17 protein-coding genes are annotated in these 16,020 nt (G+C 64.7%); 3 read left to right on the forward strand and 14 right to left on the reverse strand.

What is annotated here, in order from left to right; all coding sequences use genetic code 11:
* Positions 1 to 94: 94 nt before the first annotated feature.
* The 3 genes from I7X18_RS29975 to I7X18_RS18950 all read right to left on the reverse strand — a co-directional run bounded on the left by I7X18_RS29975 (position 95) and on the right by I7X18_RS18950 (position 2,134).
* Positions 95 to 217: a winged helix-turn-helix transcriptional regulator gene (locus I7X18_RS29975; protein ID WP_264295962.1), complete on the reverse strand. Its 123-nt coding sequence runs from the start codon at positions 215 to 217 to the stop codon at positions 95 to 97.
* Positions 218 to 292: 75 nt separating this feature from the next.
* On the reverse strand, positions 293 to 1,267 hold the full coding sequence (gene nrdF, locus I7X18_RS18945; protein ID WP_193043567.1) for a class 1b ribonucleoside-diphosphate reductase subunit beta: 975 nt from the start codon (positions 1,265 to 1,267) through the stop codon (positions 293 to 295).
* Positions 1,268 to 1,393: 126 nt separating this feature from the next.
* Complete coding sequence (locus I7X18_RS18950; RefSeq protein ID WP_193043568.1) at positions 1,394 to 2,134, reverse strand: TetR/AcrR family transcriptional regulator; 741 nt, start codon at positions 2,132 to 2,134, stop codon at positions 1,394 to 1,396.
* Between the two features lie 154 nt (positions 2,135 to 2,288).
* Between I7X18_RS18950 and I7X18_RS18955 the strand changes: the two genes are divergently transcribed.
* Both I7X18_RS18955 and I7X18_RS18960 read left to right on the forward strand, forming a co-directional pair.
* Positions 2,289 to 3,470: an NAD(P)/FAD-dependent oxidoreductase gene (locus tag I7X18_RS18955; protein WP_193043569.1), complete on the forward strand. Its 1,182-nt coding sequence runs from the start codon at positions 2,289 to 2,291 to the stop codon at positions 3,468 to 3,470.
* Between the two features lie 190 nt (positions 3,471 to 3,660).
* Positions 3,661 to 4,473 (forward strand): SDR family NAD(P)-dependent oxidoreductase, encoded by an 813-nt coding sequence (locus I7X18_RS18960; RefSeq protein ID WP_193043570.1) that lies wholly within the window; start codon positions 3,661 to 3,663, stop codon positions 4,471 to 4,473.
* Here I7X18_RS18960 and I7X18_RS18965 read toward each other — a convergent pair.
* Positions 4,468 to 5,343, reverse strand: a complete 876-nt coding sequence (locus tag I7X18_RS18965; RefSeq protein ID WP_193043571.1) for an LLM class flavin-dependent oxidoreductase — start codon at positions 5,341 to 5,343, stop codon at positions 4,468 to 4,470. The genes I7X18_RS18960 and I7X18_RS18965 overlap by 6 nt on opposite strands.
* Positions 5,344 to 5,477: 134 nt before the next feature.
* Here I7X18_RS18965 and I7X18_RS18970 point away from each other — a divergent pair, with 134 nt between their 5' ends.
* Positions 5,478 to 6,065: a TetR/AcrR family transcriptional regulator gene (locus tag I7X18_RS18970; protein WP_193043572.1), complete on the forward strand. Its 588-nt coding sequence runs from the start codon at positions 5,478 to 5,480 to the stop codon at positions 6,063 to 6,065.
* On the opposite strand, the gene I7X18_RS18975 is transcribed toward I7X18_RS18970, so the two are convergent.
* From I7X18_RS18975 to glnT, 10 genes are all read right to left on the reverse strand, one after another.
* Positions 6,049 to 6,609: a TetR/AcrR family transcriptional regulator gene (locus I7X18_RS18975; RefSeq protein WP_232375274.1), complete on the reverse strand. Its 561-nt coding sequence runs from the start codon at positions 6,607 to 6,609 to the stop codon at positions 6,049 to 6,051. The genes I7X18_RS18970 and I7X18_RS18975 overlap by 17 nt on opposite strands.
* Before the next feature lie 261 nt (positions 6,610 to 6,870).
* Entirely contained in the window at positions 6,871 to 7,863 is a 993-nt protein-coding gene (locus tag I7X18_RS18980; RefSeq protein WP_193043573.1) for an ABC transporter substrate-binding protein, read from the reverse strand.
* Between the two features lie 23 nt (positions 7,864 to 7,886).
* The gene (locus I7X18_RS18985) at positions 7,887 to 8,675 is read right to left on the reverse strand and encodes an ABC transporter ATP-binding protein (RefSeq protein ID WP_193043574.1); all 789 of its coding nucleotides are present in this window, start codon (positions 8,673 to 8,675) and stop codon (positions 7,887 to 7,889) included.
* Positions 8,676 to 8,731: 56 nt separating this feature from the next.
* Complete coding sequence (locus I7X18_RS18990) at positions 8,732 to 9,523, reverse strand: ABC transporter permease (protein WP_193043575.1); 792 nt, start codon at positions 9,521 to 9,523, stop codon at positions 8,732 to 8,734.
* Positions 9,520 to 10,335: an ABC transporter permease gene (locus tag I7X18_RS18995; protein WP_193043576.1), complete on the reverse strand. Its 816-nt coding sequence runs from the start codon at positions 10,333 to 10,335 to the stop codon at positions 9,520 to 9,522. The genes I7X18_RS18990 and I7X18_RS18995 overlap by 4 nt, the downstream gene beginning before the upstream one ends.
* Positions 10,332 to 11,426, reverse strand: a complete 1,095-nt coding sequence (locus I7X18_RS19000; protein WP_193043577.1) for an FAD-dependent oxidoreductase — start codon at positions 11,424 to 11,426, stop codon at positions 10,332 to 10,334. Before I7X18_RS19000 ends, I7X18_RS18995 begins: the two co-directional genes overlap by 4 nt.
* 58 nt (positions 11,427 to 11,484) lie before the next feature.
* On the reverse strand, positions 11,485 to 12,372 hold the full coding sequence (locus I7X18_RS19005) for an NAD(P)-dependent oxidoreductase (RefSeq protein WP_193043578.1): 888 nt from the start codon (positions 12,370 to 12,372) through the stop codon (positions 11,485 to 11,487).
* 10 nt (positions 12,373 to 12,382) lie between these two features.
* Complete coding sequence (locus I7X18_RS19010; RefSeq protein ID WP_193043579.1) at positions 12,383 to 13,417, reverse strand: D-2-hydroxyacid dehydrogenase; 1,035 nt, start codon at positions 13,415 to 13,417, stop codon at positions 12,383 to 12,385.
* Positions 13,418 to 13,435: 18 nt separating this feature from the next.
* A complete protein-coding gene (locus I7X18_RS19015) occupies positions 13,436 to 14,470 on the reverse strand; it encodes an alpha/beta fold hydrolase (RefSeq protein WP_226862800.1) in 1,035 nt (344 codons plus the stop codon).
* A 34-nt stretch (positions 14,471 to 14,504) separates the two neighbouring features.
* Positions 14,505 to 15,860, reverse strand: coding sequence for a type III glutamate--ammonia ligase (gene glnT / locus I7X18_RS19020; RefSeq protein ID WP_193044002.1), 1,356 nt, complete (start codon positions 15,858 to 15,860; stop codon positions 14,505 to 14,507).
* Positions 15,861 to 16,020: the final 160 nt, after the last annotated feature.

Below are 16,020 nucleotides of genomic sequence, written 5' to 3' on the forward strand. Positions count from 1 at the left end.
GACGGCCTCTTCGAACACCAGCAGGGTGGCGTGGTCCTCCTGCTTCATCGTGACGAACACCAGCGCCTCGAAGTCCAGACCGAGCGCCGCCGGGTCAATGAGGGCGCGGTAGCCGACGATGACCCCGGACTGCTCGAGATCGCACTCGCCGGTGCGTCGGTGCGACGGTCAGCCCCACCTTCGTGGCCAGTTCGGTCGTGCTCAACCGCCCGCTCATCTGCAGCTCAGCAAGAATCTTTTGGTCGATCGCGTCCACGATCCTGGTCGGCGTGGCGCTGGTGGCCGAGCGGTTCTAGAAGTCCCAGTCGTCGTCTTCGGTGTTGACGGCCTTGCCGATTACGTAGCTCGACCCCGAACCGGAGAAGAAGTCGTGATTCTCGTCGGCGTTGGGGCTGAGCGCGGACAGGATCGCCGGGTTGACATCGGTCTCGTCGCGCGGGAACAGCGCCTCGTACCCGAGGTTCATCAACGCCTTGTTCGCGTTGTAGCGCAGGAACTTCTTGACGTCCTCGGTCAGCCCGACGCTGTCGTAGAGGTCCTGGGTGTACTCGACCTCGTTGTCGTAGAGCTCGAAGAGCAACTCGTAGGTGTAATCCTTGAGTTCCTGCTGGGTGGCCGGATCCTCCAGGGCCAGACCGCGCTGATACTTGTAGCCGATGTAGTAGCCGTGCACGGCCTCGTCGCGGATGATCAACCGGATCATGTCGGCGGTGTTGGTGAGCTTAGCGCGGCTGCTCCAGTACATCGGCAGGTAGAAGCCGGAGTAGAACAGGAAGCTCTCGAGCAGCGTCGAGGCGACCTTGCGCTTGAGCGGCTCGTCGCCCTTGTAGTACTGCATGACGATCTCGGCCTTGCGCTGCAGGTTCGGGTTCTCCTCCGACCAGCGGAACGCATCATCGATCTCACCGGTCGAGCACAGGGTGGAGAAGATATTGCTGTAGCTGCGGGCGTGCACCGACTCCATGAACGCGATGTTGGTGTACACCGCCTCCTCGTGCGGGGTGAGGGCGTCGGGGATCAGGCTCACCGCACCGACGGTGCCCTGGATCGTGTCGAGCAGCGTCAGGCCGGTGAACACGCGCATCGTCAACTGCTTCTCGTGGGCGGTCAACGTGTTCCACGACGGGATGTCGTTGGACACCGGCACCTTCTCCGGCAGCCAGAAGTTCCCGGTCAGCCGATCCCACACCTCGGCGTCCTTGTCGTCCTGCAGACGGTTCCAGTTGATCGCCGAGACGCGGTCAATCAGCTTCATGCCATCGGTCACCAGAACTCCACTTCAACAGGTGTTTTCGCTAGATCGCCGCAGTCCCTCGCAGCTACCGCCGACACTACTCGTAGTAGCCGACATCGCGAGCCAACCCCACATGTTGGGGTTTGGCGTGTCGCGCCGTCAGGCGACGTGCTCGTTGCGGCGCACGCCCTCGTGCAACGGCAGGTCCGGGTCGAGGGAGATTCCCAGCAGTTCGCAGGTGCCGTTGATCGACCCGATCATGATGGTCGTGAGGTGGGCGACGAAATCCTCCGACGGCATCCGCCGGGGGCTCTCCTGCTCGGTGCCCAGCCACCAGTCGGTGGCCGAGGCGATGGAGCCGAACGCGGCGTACGCGGCCAGTTCGAGCGCGGCGGCGTCGAGCTCGATCTCACCGAGTTCGTTGTCGAACATGTCCGCCATCGCGAGCGTGATCTCGCGGCTCTCGTTGAGCGCCCGCATGGTGGATTCGCTCTGCTCGGCGAAGCGGCCCTGGATCAGGAACCGGATGACGTTGGGGTGTTCGTCGACCAGCCGCACATACTGTTCAACACTGCGCCGGATGACCTCGCGCCCCGAATCCACCGACAGGTCGATCGACGGGAAGATCGCCGTCCCCAGCATGTCGCGCAGGCGCTGACCGATCGCCTGGAAGAGATCGGATTTGTCGGTGAAGTGGCGGTAGATCTTGGGCTTGGCGGTGCCGGCCTCTTCGGCGATCTCCCGCAGGCTGACCGCGGGACCCTGCTGGTCGATGGCCCGGAACGCGGCGTCGACGATCTCCGCGCGCACCTTCTTGCGGTGCTCGCGCCAGCGCTCGCTGCGCGCGTCCACTTTGCCGCCCGATTCACTGCCGGTGCGGGCCCTCGACCCTCGTCGCACCCGCTCACTGTACTCGCTCGAGGGTCGCTGACCTGCTCAGAACCCTTTGCCCGCGCGGCCCAGGGAAGCTGTCGGCCGGGTTTCTCCCATGCAGCCTCGTGTGCGCGCAGTGGGTACTATCTGTCGCGACAGCCCGACACACGAGACGAGATTCATGACACAGCGATACGACCTGGTGATCGCAGGTGGCGGCCCTTCGGGCGCGGCCGCGGCGTGGCAGGCCGCGCAGACCGGCGCCAAGGTGGTCGTCCTGGACAAGGCCGTGTTCCCGCGCGACAAACCGTGCGGCGACGGCCTGACCGCCAGGGCGGTGAGCTACCTGCAGAAGATGGGCCTGGCCGACGAGGTCGCCACGTTCCACCGGGTCAACCGCGTCACGGTCTTCAGCCCCAGCGAGTGGGAGCTGTCGTTCCCGAAGCGGCCGGGCATGCCGGATCACGGCCACACCGTCAGCCGCACCCACCTCGACACCGTGTTGCTCAAGCATGCCGAGTCCGCGGGCGCGGAGGTACGACAGGGCGCTGAGGTCACCGGGCCCGAACTGGACGCCAACGGCCGGGTGATCGGTGTGACACTCAAGGGCGGCGAGAAGGTCTACGGCGATGCGGTGATCGCCGCCGACGGGGCCTACTCCCCCATCAAGCGGGCGCTGAAGATCGATTCGCAGCACAACGGCTACTCCGCGATCGCCATCCGCTCGGAGATGCACGTCAACCGGCCCGACTCCGACAGCCTCGACATCTACCTCAAGCTGGCGTTCCAGGGCGATCAGCTGCCCGGGTACGGCTGGGTGTTCCCCATGGGCGACGGGGTGTTCAACATCGGCCTCGGCTACGTCAACAGCTACAAGAACTGGCAGTCGATCAACGCCACCCAGTTCCTCGGCGAGTTCCTGCGGACACTGCCGCGCGACTGGGAACTGCCCCCGATCGAGGAACTGAAGAAGAACAAGAGCGTGCGGGCGTGGCGATTGCCGATGGGCTTCACCGCATGGCCCCCGTGGCGTCCGGGTGTGCTGTTCACCGGCGACTCGCTCGGCGCGGGTAAGCCGGCCTCGGGTGCGGGTATCTCGAAGGCCCTCGAATCAGGCCTCGCCGCCGGTGAATGCGCGATCGCTGCGCTGACCAACGGCGGGCCCGACGACTTCACGAACTACGGGCAGCGGATGGAAGCCGCGTGGGGCCGGGAGTACAAGCGGGGCCGCTACTTCCACAAGCTGGCCGGCATCCCCGCGGTCGCCAACACCGGCATCAAGGTGATCGACAACGCGTTGTTCCGTGACCGGATGCTCAAGTCGCTGTACAAGAAAGAGCAAGGGCCCCAGCACAAGTACTGAGATTCCACCCCGCCGAGTCATCGGCGCACGCCGGGTGTGGGCCTTCGGGCCCACACCCGGCGTTTTGCGTTCCGGGCGCCTCGGTGGTGGTTGTCTTCACCCAGCACGCCGCCGCACGGCGCTTTAGGGTGCTGACAGCGACGCCGTCCATGCCAGGTAGACACGCCGAAAAGCGAAGGGAAACAACATAATGCCCACAACAGTGCCGGAGGCCTTCGATCTCACGGGCCAGGTGGCGCTCGTCACCGGCTCGAGCAGTGAGCTCGGAATCGGCTTCGCGTCGGCGCGCCTGCTCGGCCAGTTCGGTGCGTCGGTGATGGTCACGGGAACCACGGGCCGGGCCGCCGCGCGAGCCGAGGAGCTCAACAGCGAAGGCATCACGGCCAGCTCGCACGTCGCCGACCTGATGGACCCCGAAGCCGCTCGGGGCTTGGTCGAGGCCACCGAGGCGACGTTCGGCAAACTCGACATCCTGGTGAACAACGCCGGTCTGGCGTCGGTGAACAGTCCCGAACGGCCGAATCCGTTGATGGCGATGACCGACGATGAGTGGGCGCTCGCGCTGCGGCGGAATCTGGACAGCGCCTTCTTCGTCACCCGCGCGGCGCTGCCCGGCATGGTCGAGCGGGGGTACGGCCGTATCGTCAACGTCGCCTCGACGGCAGGAATTCTCACCGCCTACACCGGGGACGTCGGCTATCACACCGCGAAGGCCGCGATGCTGGGGATGACGCGGTCGGTGGCCGTCGATTTCGCCGCCCACGGTGTGACCGCCAACGTCGTGGTTCCCGGCTGGATCGCCACCGCGGCCCAACTCCCGTCCGAAGTCGCCGCGGGCAAAGCCACCCCGATGGGCCGGTCGGCGACCGCGGCGGAGGTCGCCGCCGGTGTGGCGTTCCTCGCGACGCCGGGCGCCTCCTACATCACCGGAACGACGTTGGCCATCGACGGGGGCAATTCGATTGCCGGCGCGAAAACAGCTGAGCCGGAGCAGGTCTCATGACCCAGCGGGGTTGATGAGTTCGTCGGCGACCCAGCTCGCCACGCGTTGCGGGTACGGCGTGGGCAGGATCAGCACGACGTGTCTGAAGCCGGCGTCGACCGCCTCCACGATCGCGCTGCGTGTCGCCGCGGGCTCGGCATAGGACACCGGCAGGGCGATGGATCGCGTGATCGCTTGCGGGTCGCGCCCGATCTCCGTGCAGTAGCGGTCCAGCAGCGCGCTGCGGCTGACGGCATCGTCGATGTCGCCGCCGGGGATGTTCCAGACGTCGGCGTGCTCGGCCACCACCCGCAGGGTGGCTTTCGCGCGTCCGCCGATGACGATCGGCGGGTGCGGTCGTTGGATCGGCTTGGGATTGCCGAATGCTGCGGTCAAGTGGTGGTGGGTGCCGTGGAAGTCGAAGGGCGTCTCCTCGGTCCACAGTCGCCGGATGACGGTGCAGGCCTCCGCGAGACTGGCGACCGCGTGATCGGCGTCGTGGTACGGGATGCCGTTCGACTCGTACTCGTGACGGGCCACCGGATGGCCGGGCCGTGAGCCGGCACCGATGCCGAACTCGAGGCGTCCTCCCGAGACCACGTCCACCGTGGTGGCGATCTTGGCGAGCATGGCCGGTGGCCGAAAACGGTTGCTGGTCACCAAGAGTCCGAGGCGCAGACGTTCGGTCTGCGCGGCGAGCGCCGACAGGAGTGTCCAGCCCTCGAGGACCGGGCCGGTCACGTCCCCTTCGATGGGCATCAGGTGGTCGAACAGCCACGCGTGGTCGATCTCGGGGATCGCGTCGGCCTCACGCCACACCCGCCGCAGATCTTGGTAGTCGACCTGGTGCGGGGCGGTCATGATGCCGAACTGCGTCCGGGGCTGGTTCATCAGGGGTCCTTTCAGCGATGCGCACAGCCGAATCGGCCGGCCTGGCATGATGGAGATAAGCGGAACAGCGCTCCACCTGACTATACGGAGCAGTGTTCCGGTTAGCAAGCGTCGTCGACGAAAGGACGTTCGAGGTGCCTGACCAGCGGCCGCGCAAACGAGCCGACGCCCGCCGCAACGAGCAGACCCTGCTCGACGCGGCCGCCGCGGCGTTCGTGGCGTCCGGCGTCGAGGTACCCGTGCGTGACATCGCCGCCCGGGCCGGTGTCGGCATGGGGACGATCTACCGGCACTTCCCCACCCGCGCCGATCTCGTCATCGCCGTGTACCGCCACCAGGTCGATGCCTGCGCCGAAGCCGGGCCGGCGCTGCTCGAACAGCACACTCCCTACGTCGCGCTGACGCACTGGGTGGATCAGTTCGTCGACTTCCTGGTCACCAAGCACGGACTCGCCGCGGCACTGCAATCCGACAACGCCCGCTTCGAGACATTGCACGCCTACTTCGTGGACCGGTTGCTGCCGGTGTGCGCGCAACTGCTCGACGCGGCAGCGGCGGCCGGTGAGATCCGTTCCGGCACAGACCCGTACGGCTTCATGCGCGCGATCGGCAACCTGTGTGTAGGTGCCGAGGGCGACGAGCGGTACGACGCCCGCCGCATGGTCGAGTTACTCGTCGCCGGGCTACGTCAACCGCCGAGCCCGCTCAGAGACGACTTCTGAATCCGGCGATGCCGCGGCGGGCAGCCTCCTGCACATCGACCAACCCGTCGACATCAGACATCACCGCCCGCAGCGACGTTCTTGCTGCGGCATCGGCGTACCCATCCAGATCATCGCGACTCTGACCGCTTGCGTGAAACCGGTACTGGCTGCCCTCGTTCAGACTCAACGCCGTCCGTGCGAACTCCTCCGGTGACACCTCGATGAACTCTCCGGACGCAACGCCCTCCTCGATGATGCTGCGGAGCCGCGCCGACAACTCGTCATAGTCGTCCTGGAAGTCGCCGAACACCTCCGGTTGTTTCTTCGCCGCTTCCTCCAGATCGTAGAAGTTCAGCGGCGCCGTGCACATCTGGACCACATCCTGATACAGCACGATGTAAAGCCTCACCGCGGCTGCCTCATCACGCTGAGACAGCACGCGCGCTGCCTCCAACGACACCCGATTCTGGTTCATGATCCCGCGCAGGATCTCGTCCTTGGACCTGAACCAGTAGTACAGCGAAGACTGCCCCAGCCCCGCCCGCTCCGCGATGGCGTCCATGCGGGTGGACCCGAAACCTCTCGCGGCGAACAGCTCCGCGGCTGCCTTGAGGATGTCCCCGCGAGGGTCGTCCGCGACGATGCCACTTCGCCGCGGGCGACCCCCCTGCGATGGCGATCTGGTCATACGGTCATGGTAGGCCACTCGCCCCTTTGACCAAACAGTCATCGACGTGTCGCGCACCCTCCGGATCATTTACGGCTCTTGGCGATTCAGACCCAACAGGATCCTCAGGTCAAGGGTCTTGCCTGAACGATGTGGCTAATCCGTGGTAGCGAACAGCGCTTCGTAATCCGCCGGCTCCTTGTCGATGATGCCGTACTCGACAACCGCCGCTCCGTATTCGTGCAACGCCTGAACGTCGTCCTCGGTGGGGAACTTCGGAAAGTTCACCTGATCGATGATCCCGGCATCGATACCCATCTCCGCGACAGCGACCTGGCCCACGCGATCGGGGTTCTCCTGCGCAAACGTGTTGACCTCGTCCATCGCATCTCGGAACGCCTTCACCGTCTCACCGTTCGATTCGGCGAAGTCCTGTGACGTCGAATAGTAACCACCCACCTGATCGGGAAAAGACTGGATGCCGGGGGCGATGATCTGCTTCCATCCCTTGTTCAGTCCCGGCGTACGGTGCGGCTCCGACACCCAGATCGCATCGACATCGCCCCGCTCGAGCGCCTCACCCATGTCCGAGAACGGAAGCTGAGTCCACGTCAGGCCCTCGTGGCTCACCCCGAGATTGTCGAGTGCGCGGCGGATGTGGACCTCGCCGATATTCTGCAGCGTATTGACCGCGATATTCGCCCCCTCCAAATCCTTCGGCTCGTTGATTCCGCTGTCCGGCAGCACGAGCACGCCATGATCGTCCTGCTCGGGTTGGCAGCACGGTGCCCACGCCGGCTGCACCAGCCGCAACGGCAACCCCTGATCGATCGCCGCGAGCTGGCTCACCGTGTTCGAGTAGCCGAATTGATTCTCACCACTGAGCACGGACGGGATGACGGCTGCACCACCGTCGGCGAAGTTGACCTGCACGTCCAGGCCATGCTTCTGGAATATCCCTTCCTCGATTCCGACGAACAAGGGTGCGCTGAGAATTGCCGGGATCGTTCCTACGTTGACCTTGACGAGTTCCCCGTCGCTCGTTGCAGAGTCGGCACTACCTCCGCTGCCACCACAGGCCGTCAGGACCACGGCGGCCGAGGCGAGGACTCCTCCCCACCGCGCGACGTGTGAAAGTTGTTTGAACATTGACGTTCTCCGATCAGTAGGTGTCAGATGACAGCGAGAGCCGCATCGTTGCGGACCATCTCGCGGATTCGGCTGAATACATGGGCGCGCAGATGTGCGAATTCGGGCAGGGATTTGGTCTCGATCTGATCGCGGCGGTCAGGCAGGCCGATGTCGACGATCTCGGCAACACAGCTCGGTGAGCGCGTCACGATCGCCACCCGCTTGCTCAGGTACACCGACTCATCCACGTCATGCGTCACGAAAAGTACGGTGGTACCGGTCTCGTCGCGCACCCGCAGCAGCAGATCCTCGAGGTCCGCACGGGTCTGCGCGTCGACCGACGCGAACGGCTCGTCCATGATGAGAACCGCCGGGCGATAGGCGATCGCACGCGCGATCGCGACCCGCTGCTGCATGCCGCCGGAAAGCTGGAACGGCTTCTTGTGCGCAGCATCCGCCAGCCCGACTTCCTCCAGCGCCTGCGCGACCCGCGCCCGACGCTCAACCGCGCTGATGCCCTTCTTGATCAGCGGCAGTTCAACATTCTTTGCCACCGTGATCCACGGAAACAGCGAGCGCGCATAGTCCTGGAACACCACCGCGAAGTTGACCGGCGGTCCGTCGACGCGCTGCCCGTTGAATGTCACCGAACCGCTCGTCGGTCGGTCCAGTCCAGCGACGCACCGTAACAGCGTCGTCTTCCCTGCGCCGGACGGACCGACAATGCTGAACAGCTCCCCTTCCGCCACACTGAAGGACATGTCGGCAACAGCTGTGAAACCGCCACCTTTGACGGGATAGGTCTTTTCGAGGCTTGAAACGATGAGCATCGATCACTGCCTTTCAGATAGTCCGGGGTAGAACTCGATCGGGGAAACACGCGGATTCAGCGCGTGTCGGAGCGCCGCGGATCGCACCACCGCAACAACCGACGTTCGGCCAGGGAGTAGAGGAACGTCATGAGGAACCCGAGGATCCCCAGGACCAGGATCCCCGACCACATCGTCAGCAGCTGGAACGTCGCCTGCGCCTGGGTGATGACGAATCCCAAACCTTGTTGGGCGCCGACCATCTCGCTCGTCACCATCAGGATGAGGCTGAGCGGGATAGCGATCCGTATACCGACGAGGACCCGCGGCAGCACAGCCGGGAGTACTACATACAGCTGACGTTGCAGACCGGAGATGTTGAATGCGCGCACCGAGGCGAGCATCGTTGTATCGAGTCGGCGCGCACCGTCGGCGGTACTGAGCAGAACCGGCCAGACACAGCCCAGCGCGATGAGAAAGATCTTCATCTCAGGGCTTACGCCGAAGAGCATCATCGCGAACGGGATGAGCGCTGTGCTGGGGATGGCGCGGGCGAACTCCAATGTCGGCGAGACCATGCGCTCGACGATCGGGAGCTGACCGATCACCAGACCCACCACGACCCCGACGGCCACCGCGGTCCCCAGCCCCGCACTCAGGGTCGTCAAACTGGCGCGGATATTGGCCAGTCCCTCCGGCGTCGTCCAGTACTCTCGCGCCTCGGCGATGATCGCCGACAGTGCCGGAAAGTAGGCGTTACCGCTACTGGCGGAGATGAGAAACCACGCCGCCAGCGCTCCGGCCGCGCCGATCACGCCCAGGGCCGTGCGGCCGCGACCGGTGGACCATGCTGCCTTCCACGCACTCACCGGTTCACCCCTAGTCCCTGCGCCGACAGCACGTGGTTCTCCAGTCGACGCATCAGCCCGTTCAGCACGATCCCGGCGAGCCCGCTCACCACGATGTATGCGTACATGCGCGCTGGATCTCCAGCGGACCGCGACATCGTGATCTCGTACCCGATACCCGGCATCTGGATGATGATCTCCGCGGTCACGACGAGGATCAGCGTCGTCGAAGTCGCCAACCGGATCGCCGTAGTCAGGTACGGCAGCATGCTCGGCAGCTGGATCCACCGGATCTTCTGCCATGACGTGAGGTGGTACGACCTGGCTGTCTCCAGCGCCACCGGATGAGCCGCCCGCACCCCGGCGATCGCCGGCACCAGCACCTGCCAGAACGCCGCGAAAACCGCGAGGAACAGCGCGCTTTGGGATCCGGTGCCGATGGTGAGCACCACCAGCGGGATCAATGCGACCGACGGCACGGGCCGGAGGAATTCGATGACCGGTCTGAGTAGCGCTTCCAGCGGGACGAGCAAGCCGAGCACTATTCCCGCCACGGTCCCGAGGACCACCGCGATGCACAGCGCCAGCAGCCAGGTACTCATCGTGTTCCACAACGCCGATCCCAGTGCCGACCCATTCAACTCGGCCACGACCGCCCCCGCGATCTCACTCGCAGGTGGAAAGTAGCCGGCCGGCAAAACGCCGGTCCGGGTGAGGATCTCCTGCACAGCGAGCAGGATCACGATGAACGCCACGGCCAGGACGTGCCCGTCAAGAGCGAGAGAAGGAATGCGCCGCGGCCGGGGACGCGACAACGCAGTGACCGCTGTCATGATTCGAATTCCAGGTACCGGTTGATCTGGAGGTTGCCCTGCCCGGATCGGTATTCCTTACGGGTGCGCGAGTAATCGAAGTGCAGCCTCGAGTAATCGACCATCTTGTTCGCCACCGGCATGCGCTGCTCCTCGAACGCCCTCAACGCCCCACGCACGTCGTCGTGAGCGGTGAGGGACTGCGCAAGCGTCTGCCCGTCGATCAGCGCCTGGTTCGCCCCCTGTGCCATCCCGGGGTACATCGGGTGCGCCGCATCGCCGATCAGCGCCACTCGTCCGTCCACCCACTGCGGCAGGTGGTCGCGATAGTGCCCGATCTCGCGGCCGATGATCGAATCCGGTTCGCTGGTCGCGATGATCTGCGGAACGGGAGTGTTGGTCCACGTGTCGTAGACGCCGCGAAACTCGTCGAAGGTGGAGAGTCCGCCGATGGATCCGTACCAGTAGGCGTGCGTGGAATCGATTGGTATCCAGCCGAAATGCCCCTCCGCACCGTATACGTCGGCCTGCACGCTGGTGGGAACACCGGCCCGCGCGGTCTCGAAGACCCCTCGCCAGCGAACGATCCCCTCGTCGGTGAACTGTGGGACTTCGCCCAGCATCGCGTTTCGGATCCGCGACCCGATGCCATCGGCGCCGAGCAGCACGTCCCCCTCGGCGCTGCGACCGTCCGCGAAGTGCACCGTGACCTTCTCGTCGGTCTGCGAATACCCCACCGCCGTCGTATTGAACTCGATCTCCCGCGGGTCGAGCGCCATCGCGAGCATGGCATTCAACCGTCGCCGACGTGCCCCGGTGACCGGGGCACCCAGGTGCTCGCGCCAATGGCTCACATCGATGTCAGAGGTGAGCGTGCCATCACTGTCGAGTGCCCACCACCGCTCCATCTCGGCAGCGAATGACCGGAACTCCTCACCCAACCCGAGCCCGTCGATGACCCTCACTCCGTTGGGCCAGATGTTGAGCCCCACGCCGGCCGTCCGCAACTCCGAATCGCTCTCGAAGATCTGGACCTTCCAGTCCTTCTGCTTCAGGTGCAGGGCAGACGAGAGTCCAGCGACTCCACCGCCACAGATCAAGGCTGTTGGCACGACCACTCTTCCTTCCGATATGTCCTGTGGGCTCGGCGATCTCGTATCGTCCGCCGGATTACCGGCTGTCCGACGAGGTTCCGCTGAGTCGCTCGAGTGACTTGATGAGGGCACTGTGATCCAGCCCGCCGTCTCCGGCGGACCGCAGCGCCTGAACGAGTTGCGTGATGACACCGGTGAGCGGCACCGCGATCTGCGCCCGCTCAGCAGCCGCCAACGCGATCTTCAAATCCTTGTAATGCAGATCGACCCGGAAGCCCGGGGCGAAATCGCGGGCCAGCATTTTCGGCGCCTTCGCCTCGAGCACCTTGCTGGCCGCCAAGCCTCCGCCGAGAACGGTGAGCGCGGCATCCACGTCGACATCTGTGCGCTGTAGCAATGTCACCGCCTCGCCCACCAGTGCGATATTGCCTGCGACCAGCATCTGATTGGCCGCCTTCACGAGCTGCCCCGCTCCGACCGGCCCGACGTGCACCAAAGTCGCTGCCACAGCGGTGAGTACCTCCCCGGCCCGACGCACCGCCTCCTCTTCGCCGCCCATCATGACCGCGAGCGTTCCGGCGATCGCTCCGGCTTCCCCTCCGCTGACCGGTGCGTCCACGAACGCTATGTCCATCGCGGCCAGACGCGCGGCGATCGTGACCGCGGCATCCGGTGAGATTGTGCTGCAGTCGATGACGAGTGATCCGGGCCGCAGGGTCGAGACAACCCCTTCTGCGCCGAACAGCACCTCTTCGACGTCCGGTGAGTCGGGCAGCATGGTGACAACGACGTCCGCCTTCTCTCCCACATGCGCGGGACTGGTACCCCCCACTGCCCCGCGCGCCTCCAGCTCGGCGACCTTCGGACGCGAGCGGTTGAAGACCACCACCTGGTGGCCGGCGTCGACGAGATGAACCGCCATGGGCTTACCCATCACACCGAGCCCGATGAATCCAACGTTCATAGCCAACTCCTCAGTAGCCCAGGGACAGGTCGACGACATTGCGGAACTCACGGCCCGCGACGAGTCGCTGCAGGTTGTCGACGAACACGTCGACCTGGCGGTCGCCCAGCAACTGAGACGCGTGCGAATCGTGCGGGAAAACGATGGCTCCCGGCGCCTTCCACAGCGGATCGTCGGCCGGCAGCGGCTCGGTGACATGACAGTCGATCAGCGCTCCGGACAAATGACCTCGTTCCAGCGCATCAGTGAGTGCGTCGGCATCATGGATCGCGCCGCGAGCGACGTTCGCCACCCAGCCACCCGGTTTCATCGCCGCCAGTGCCTCCGCATCGATCAGCCCGCGCGTGGCTGGGGTCAGCGGTGCCGCGATCACGAGGTAGTCGGATTCGGCCAGCGCCTCGAGCAACTGCTCGGTGCAGACCGTTTCGTCAAAACCCTCGACCGCGTTACCGCGACGATTGACACCGATCGTCCGGATACCCAGCACCCGCGCGATCGTCGCCGTCCTCGCTCCGATGTTGCCGGTTCCGAGCACCGTCATGGTGGAACCCGCCAGTTCACGCGCGGGAAGTTCCTTCCACTCCCGCGCTGCTTGGTGCTCCCAGCGCTCCCGCAGCATCTTGGCCTGCGCCAGAATGCCCGCGATCACGGTCTCGGCGATGGCATTCGCCGCAACACCAGAGGCATTCGCCAATACCACGCCCTCAGGCATGATTCCCACGAGGTGCTCAGCGCCTGCGCTCATCGACTGCAGTAGCAACAGGTCCGGATTGAACAGTTGCTCGAGTCCGGGCATCTTCAGAATGCCCTGCTCGATCTCGATCTCCTTCTTGGACCCGCTGGTCTCGACCATGATCGCGTGCGGTGGGCGCTGCGGCGCCTTGCCGGCATTCAGTTCCGAGACCGGGATGTGTTCCAGCCATACGTCATCGGCGACTCCGGCGATCCGGCCCTTCTGCTCCGGGGTCAGCCAGATTCCCTCGTCAGGGTCCTCGGCGTTCTGCACTGCCTTGGGCAGACCTGCGACTACAACATTGAGTGACACTCGTCCGGTTCTCCTGCTCTACATCTCTGATGTGCTTCGTTGTTGAATGCGTTGTCGTTGTGTTGTCTTCATCAGCTCCCGCAGACACGCGTCGACCTCGTCTTGCTCTTCAGCGCGAATGCCCGGGCGCCCTGCCACGTGCCCCAGCGGCGACACCATCGGTCGCACTTCCCCGTCGTTGAGCCATGCCACCTCGAGGAGGTTCTCGGTGACTGTGAAGTATGTGTCGGTCACCGACGGCATGAAGATCGTGCGAGCCGTGATGTGGCCGAGCCGCTCGCTCAGCGCGTCGAGACTGCCCTCGCCGCCGGCCAGGCGCCACATCCGAAGCGACGCCATCAGATTGCCGGCGTGCATCGCCTGGTGATCCTTACCCCATCCCTCGAGCACGTCGGCGGGACTGGCGTATCCGAACTCGCGGTAGATCTCCTCGGCAAAGAACTGTTCGCAGTACGCCCAACCGGCGTAGACCCGGCCGAACGCATCGAGCCGTTCCAGCACCGCGGGGTGGTCATCGCCCCCGATCTCGTTGCCGGCTGTCAGCGTGGCGCTGACCGAGTCGAGGAAGACCTGGTTGATCGGCGAACAGCGCGCCGCCGAACACAATGCGAACACCGTGGAGACGCACTCGGGGTAGGTGGCCGCGAAGTCCAGCGATTGCATACCGCCCAACGACCATCCAGCGACGAGTCGCAGATGCTGCACGCCCAGATGGTCCAGGACGAGTTTCGCCGCATGCACGTTGTCGCCGATGCGCACGTCGGGAAAGCCTGTGCCACTGGTCGAGGGAGAGGATGAGACCCCACCGCCGAAATGGTTGACGATGACCACGAAGTGCTCGGTCGGGTCTATCGGTCGCCCCGGCCCGATCCACGGCTGGTAACTGCCGTCGTCACCGGTGTAATAGGTGAACAACAGCACGGCGTTGTCTCCGGAGGCGGAGAGCGATCCGTGGGTTCGGTAGCTGATCTGCGCGTCGACCAACACCACACCCGACTCCAGCGAAAAGTCCAGCAGCCGAAGCTCTTTCCTCTCCCCGTGGCCAGCGGCCATCGTCACCTCACCTCGATCCTTCGGGTTCGTCTGCTCAGAAGAACTTGAGATACCGGTCCCGTTCCCAGTCGGTCACGGCGGTGGCATAGGACGTCCACTCGCTGCGCTTGTAGTCGATGAACGACTGCCAGAGCTTCTCCCCGCACACCTGCTTGGTGAACGGGTCGGCTTCGAACGCGTCCACCGCCTCCTCGAGGGTGCGCGGGAGGAGTGACAGACCACGCTTCTCGTACTCGGCCGGGTCGACCTCGTAGAGGTTCTCGGTGTGGAAGTGCTCCAGCTCGAGCTTTTCGCGAATACCTTCCAAGCCGGCGGCGAGCAGCAGAGCTGCTGCAAGATGGGGGTTGGCCGCGGAATCCACCGCACGGCACTCGACGCGGCCACCACCGAGGGGGATGCGCAACATGTTCGTGCGGTTGTTGTTGCCACAGCTGGCGAAGACCGGCGCCCACGTCGAGCCGGACCTGCTGCCTTCGCGCACCAGGCGCTTGTAGCTGTTGACCGTCGGAGCGATGACCGCACAGATCGCCGCGGCGTGCCGGACGATGCCGGCCGAGAAGTGGTAGCCGATCTCACTCAGTCCGGCAGCCCGCGGATCGTCAACGGAATCAAAGAGGTTCAGCCCGCTGTCCAGACCCGCGAGCGACATGTTGAAATGCGCGCCCGAGCCTGTACGGTCAGCGAACGGCTTTGGCATGAAGGAGACGTACGCTCCGTGCTTGCGAGCGACCTCGTTGGCCATCAAGCGGAAGAACGCGACACGGTCTGCCATCGACAATCCGTCGGCGTAGGCGAAGTCGATCTCGAACTGTCCCTGCGCATCTTCATGATCGAACGAGTAGACGTCCCAGCCGAGTTCGTTCATATGGTCGACAAGCTCGCGTAGCCAGCCCATGTTGTCCAGCAGCGCGGGGACCGTGTAGCAAGGCTTTTCGAGCGTATCGCGTTCGCTCAGAGCGCTGGGGCCGGCGGGTCCGTCCTCCAAGACGAAGAACTCGGTCTCGACGCCGAGATTGAATTGATAGCCCATCTCCTCGGCTGCCTTCACCTGCCGGCCGAGGATGTTTCGTGACGACGCCTCGAACGGCTCACCGGCGACGTACAGATCGGAAAGGAACAGGGCGACGTCCTTGCGCCACGGCAAGACAAAACCCCGGTCCAGGTCGGGATGCGCGGAGAGCTCCTCGTCGCTGACGTCCTGCGGCAAGCCGTCGAGTGCCGCACCGGTGAACAACTCCGAGCCCTGCGACATCTGCACGAAGTGGTCGATCGGCACGATCTTGCCCTTGATGTTGCCGTGCAGGTCTGTGTAGCCGGCGATGCTGAATCGAACACCGTCTTCTTTCAACTGCTTGGCCATGACCTCGACCTCAGCTGCATCACGCGTCATCGGCGACCCCTCATCACTAGTTTCGATCATGTATCGAAACTGTAGGAAGGCGTTATTTCCCAAGCGTGGCGCTTAAGTAAAAACGGGATTTCGAAAGCTTCGGCGTGGGCCAGGCGGCCGAGAGTGCGAAGTGCTCATAGCGCGAGAGTCTTTTCGCCCG

It is taken from the genome of Mycolicibacterium baixiangningiae (assembly GCF_016313185.1).
Taxonomy (GTDB): domain Bacteria; phylum Actinomycetota; class Actinomycetes; order Mycobacteriales; family Mycobacteriaceae; genus Mycobacterium; species Mycobacterium baixiangningiae.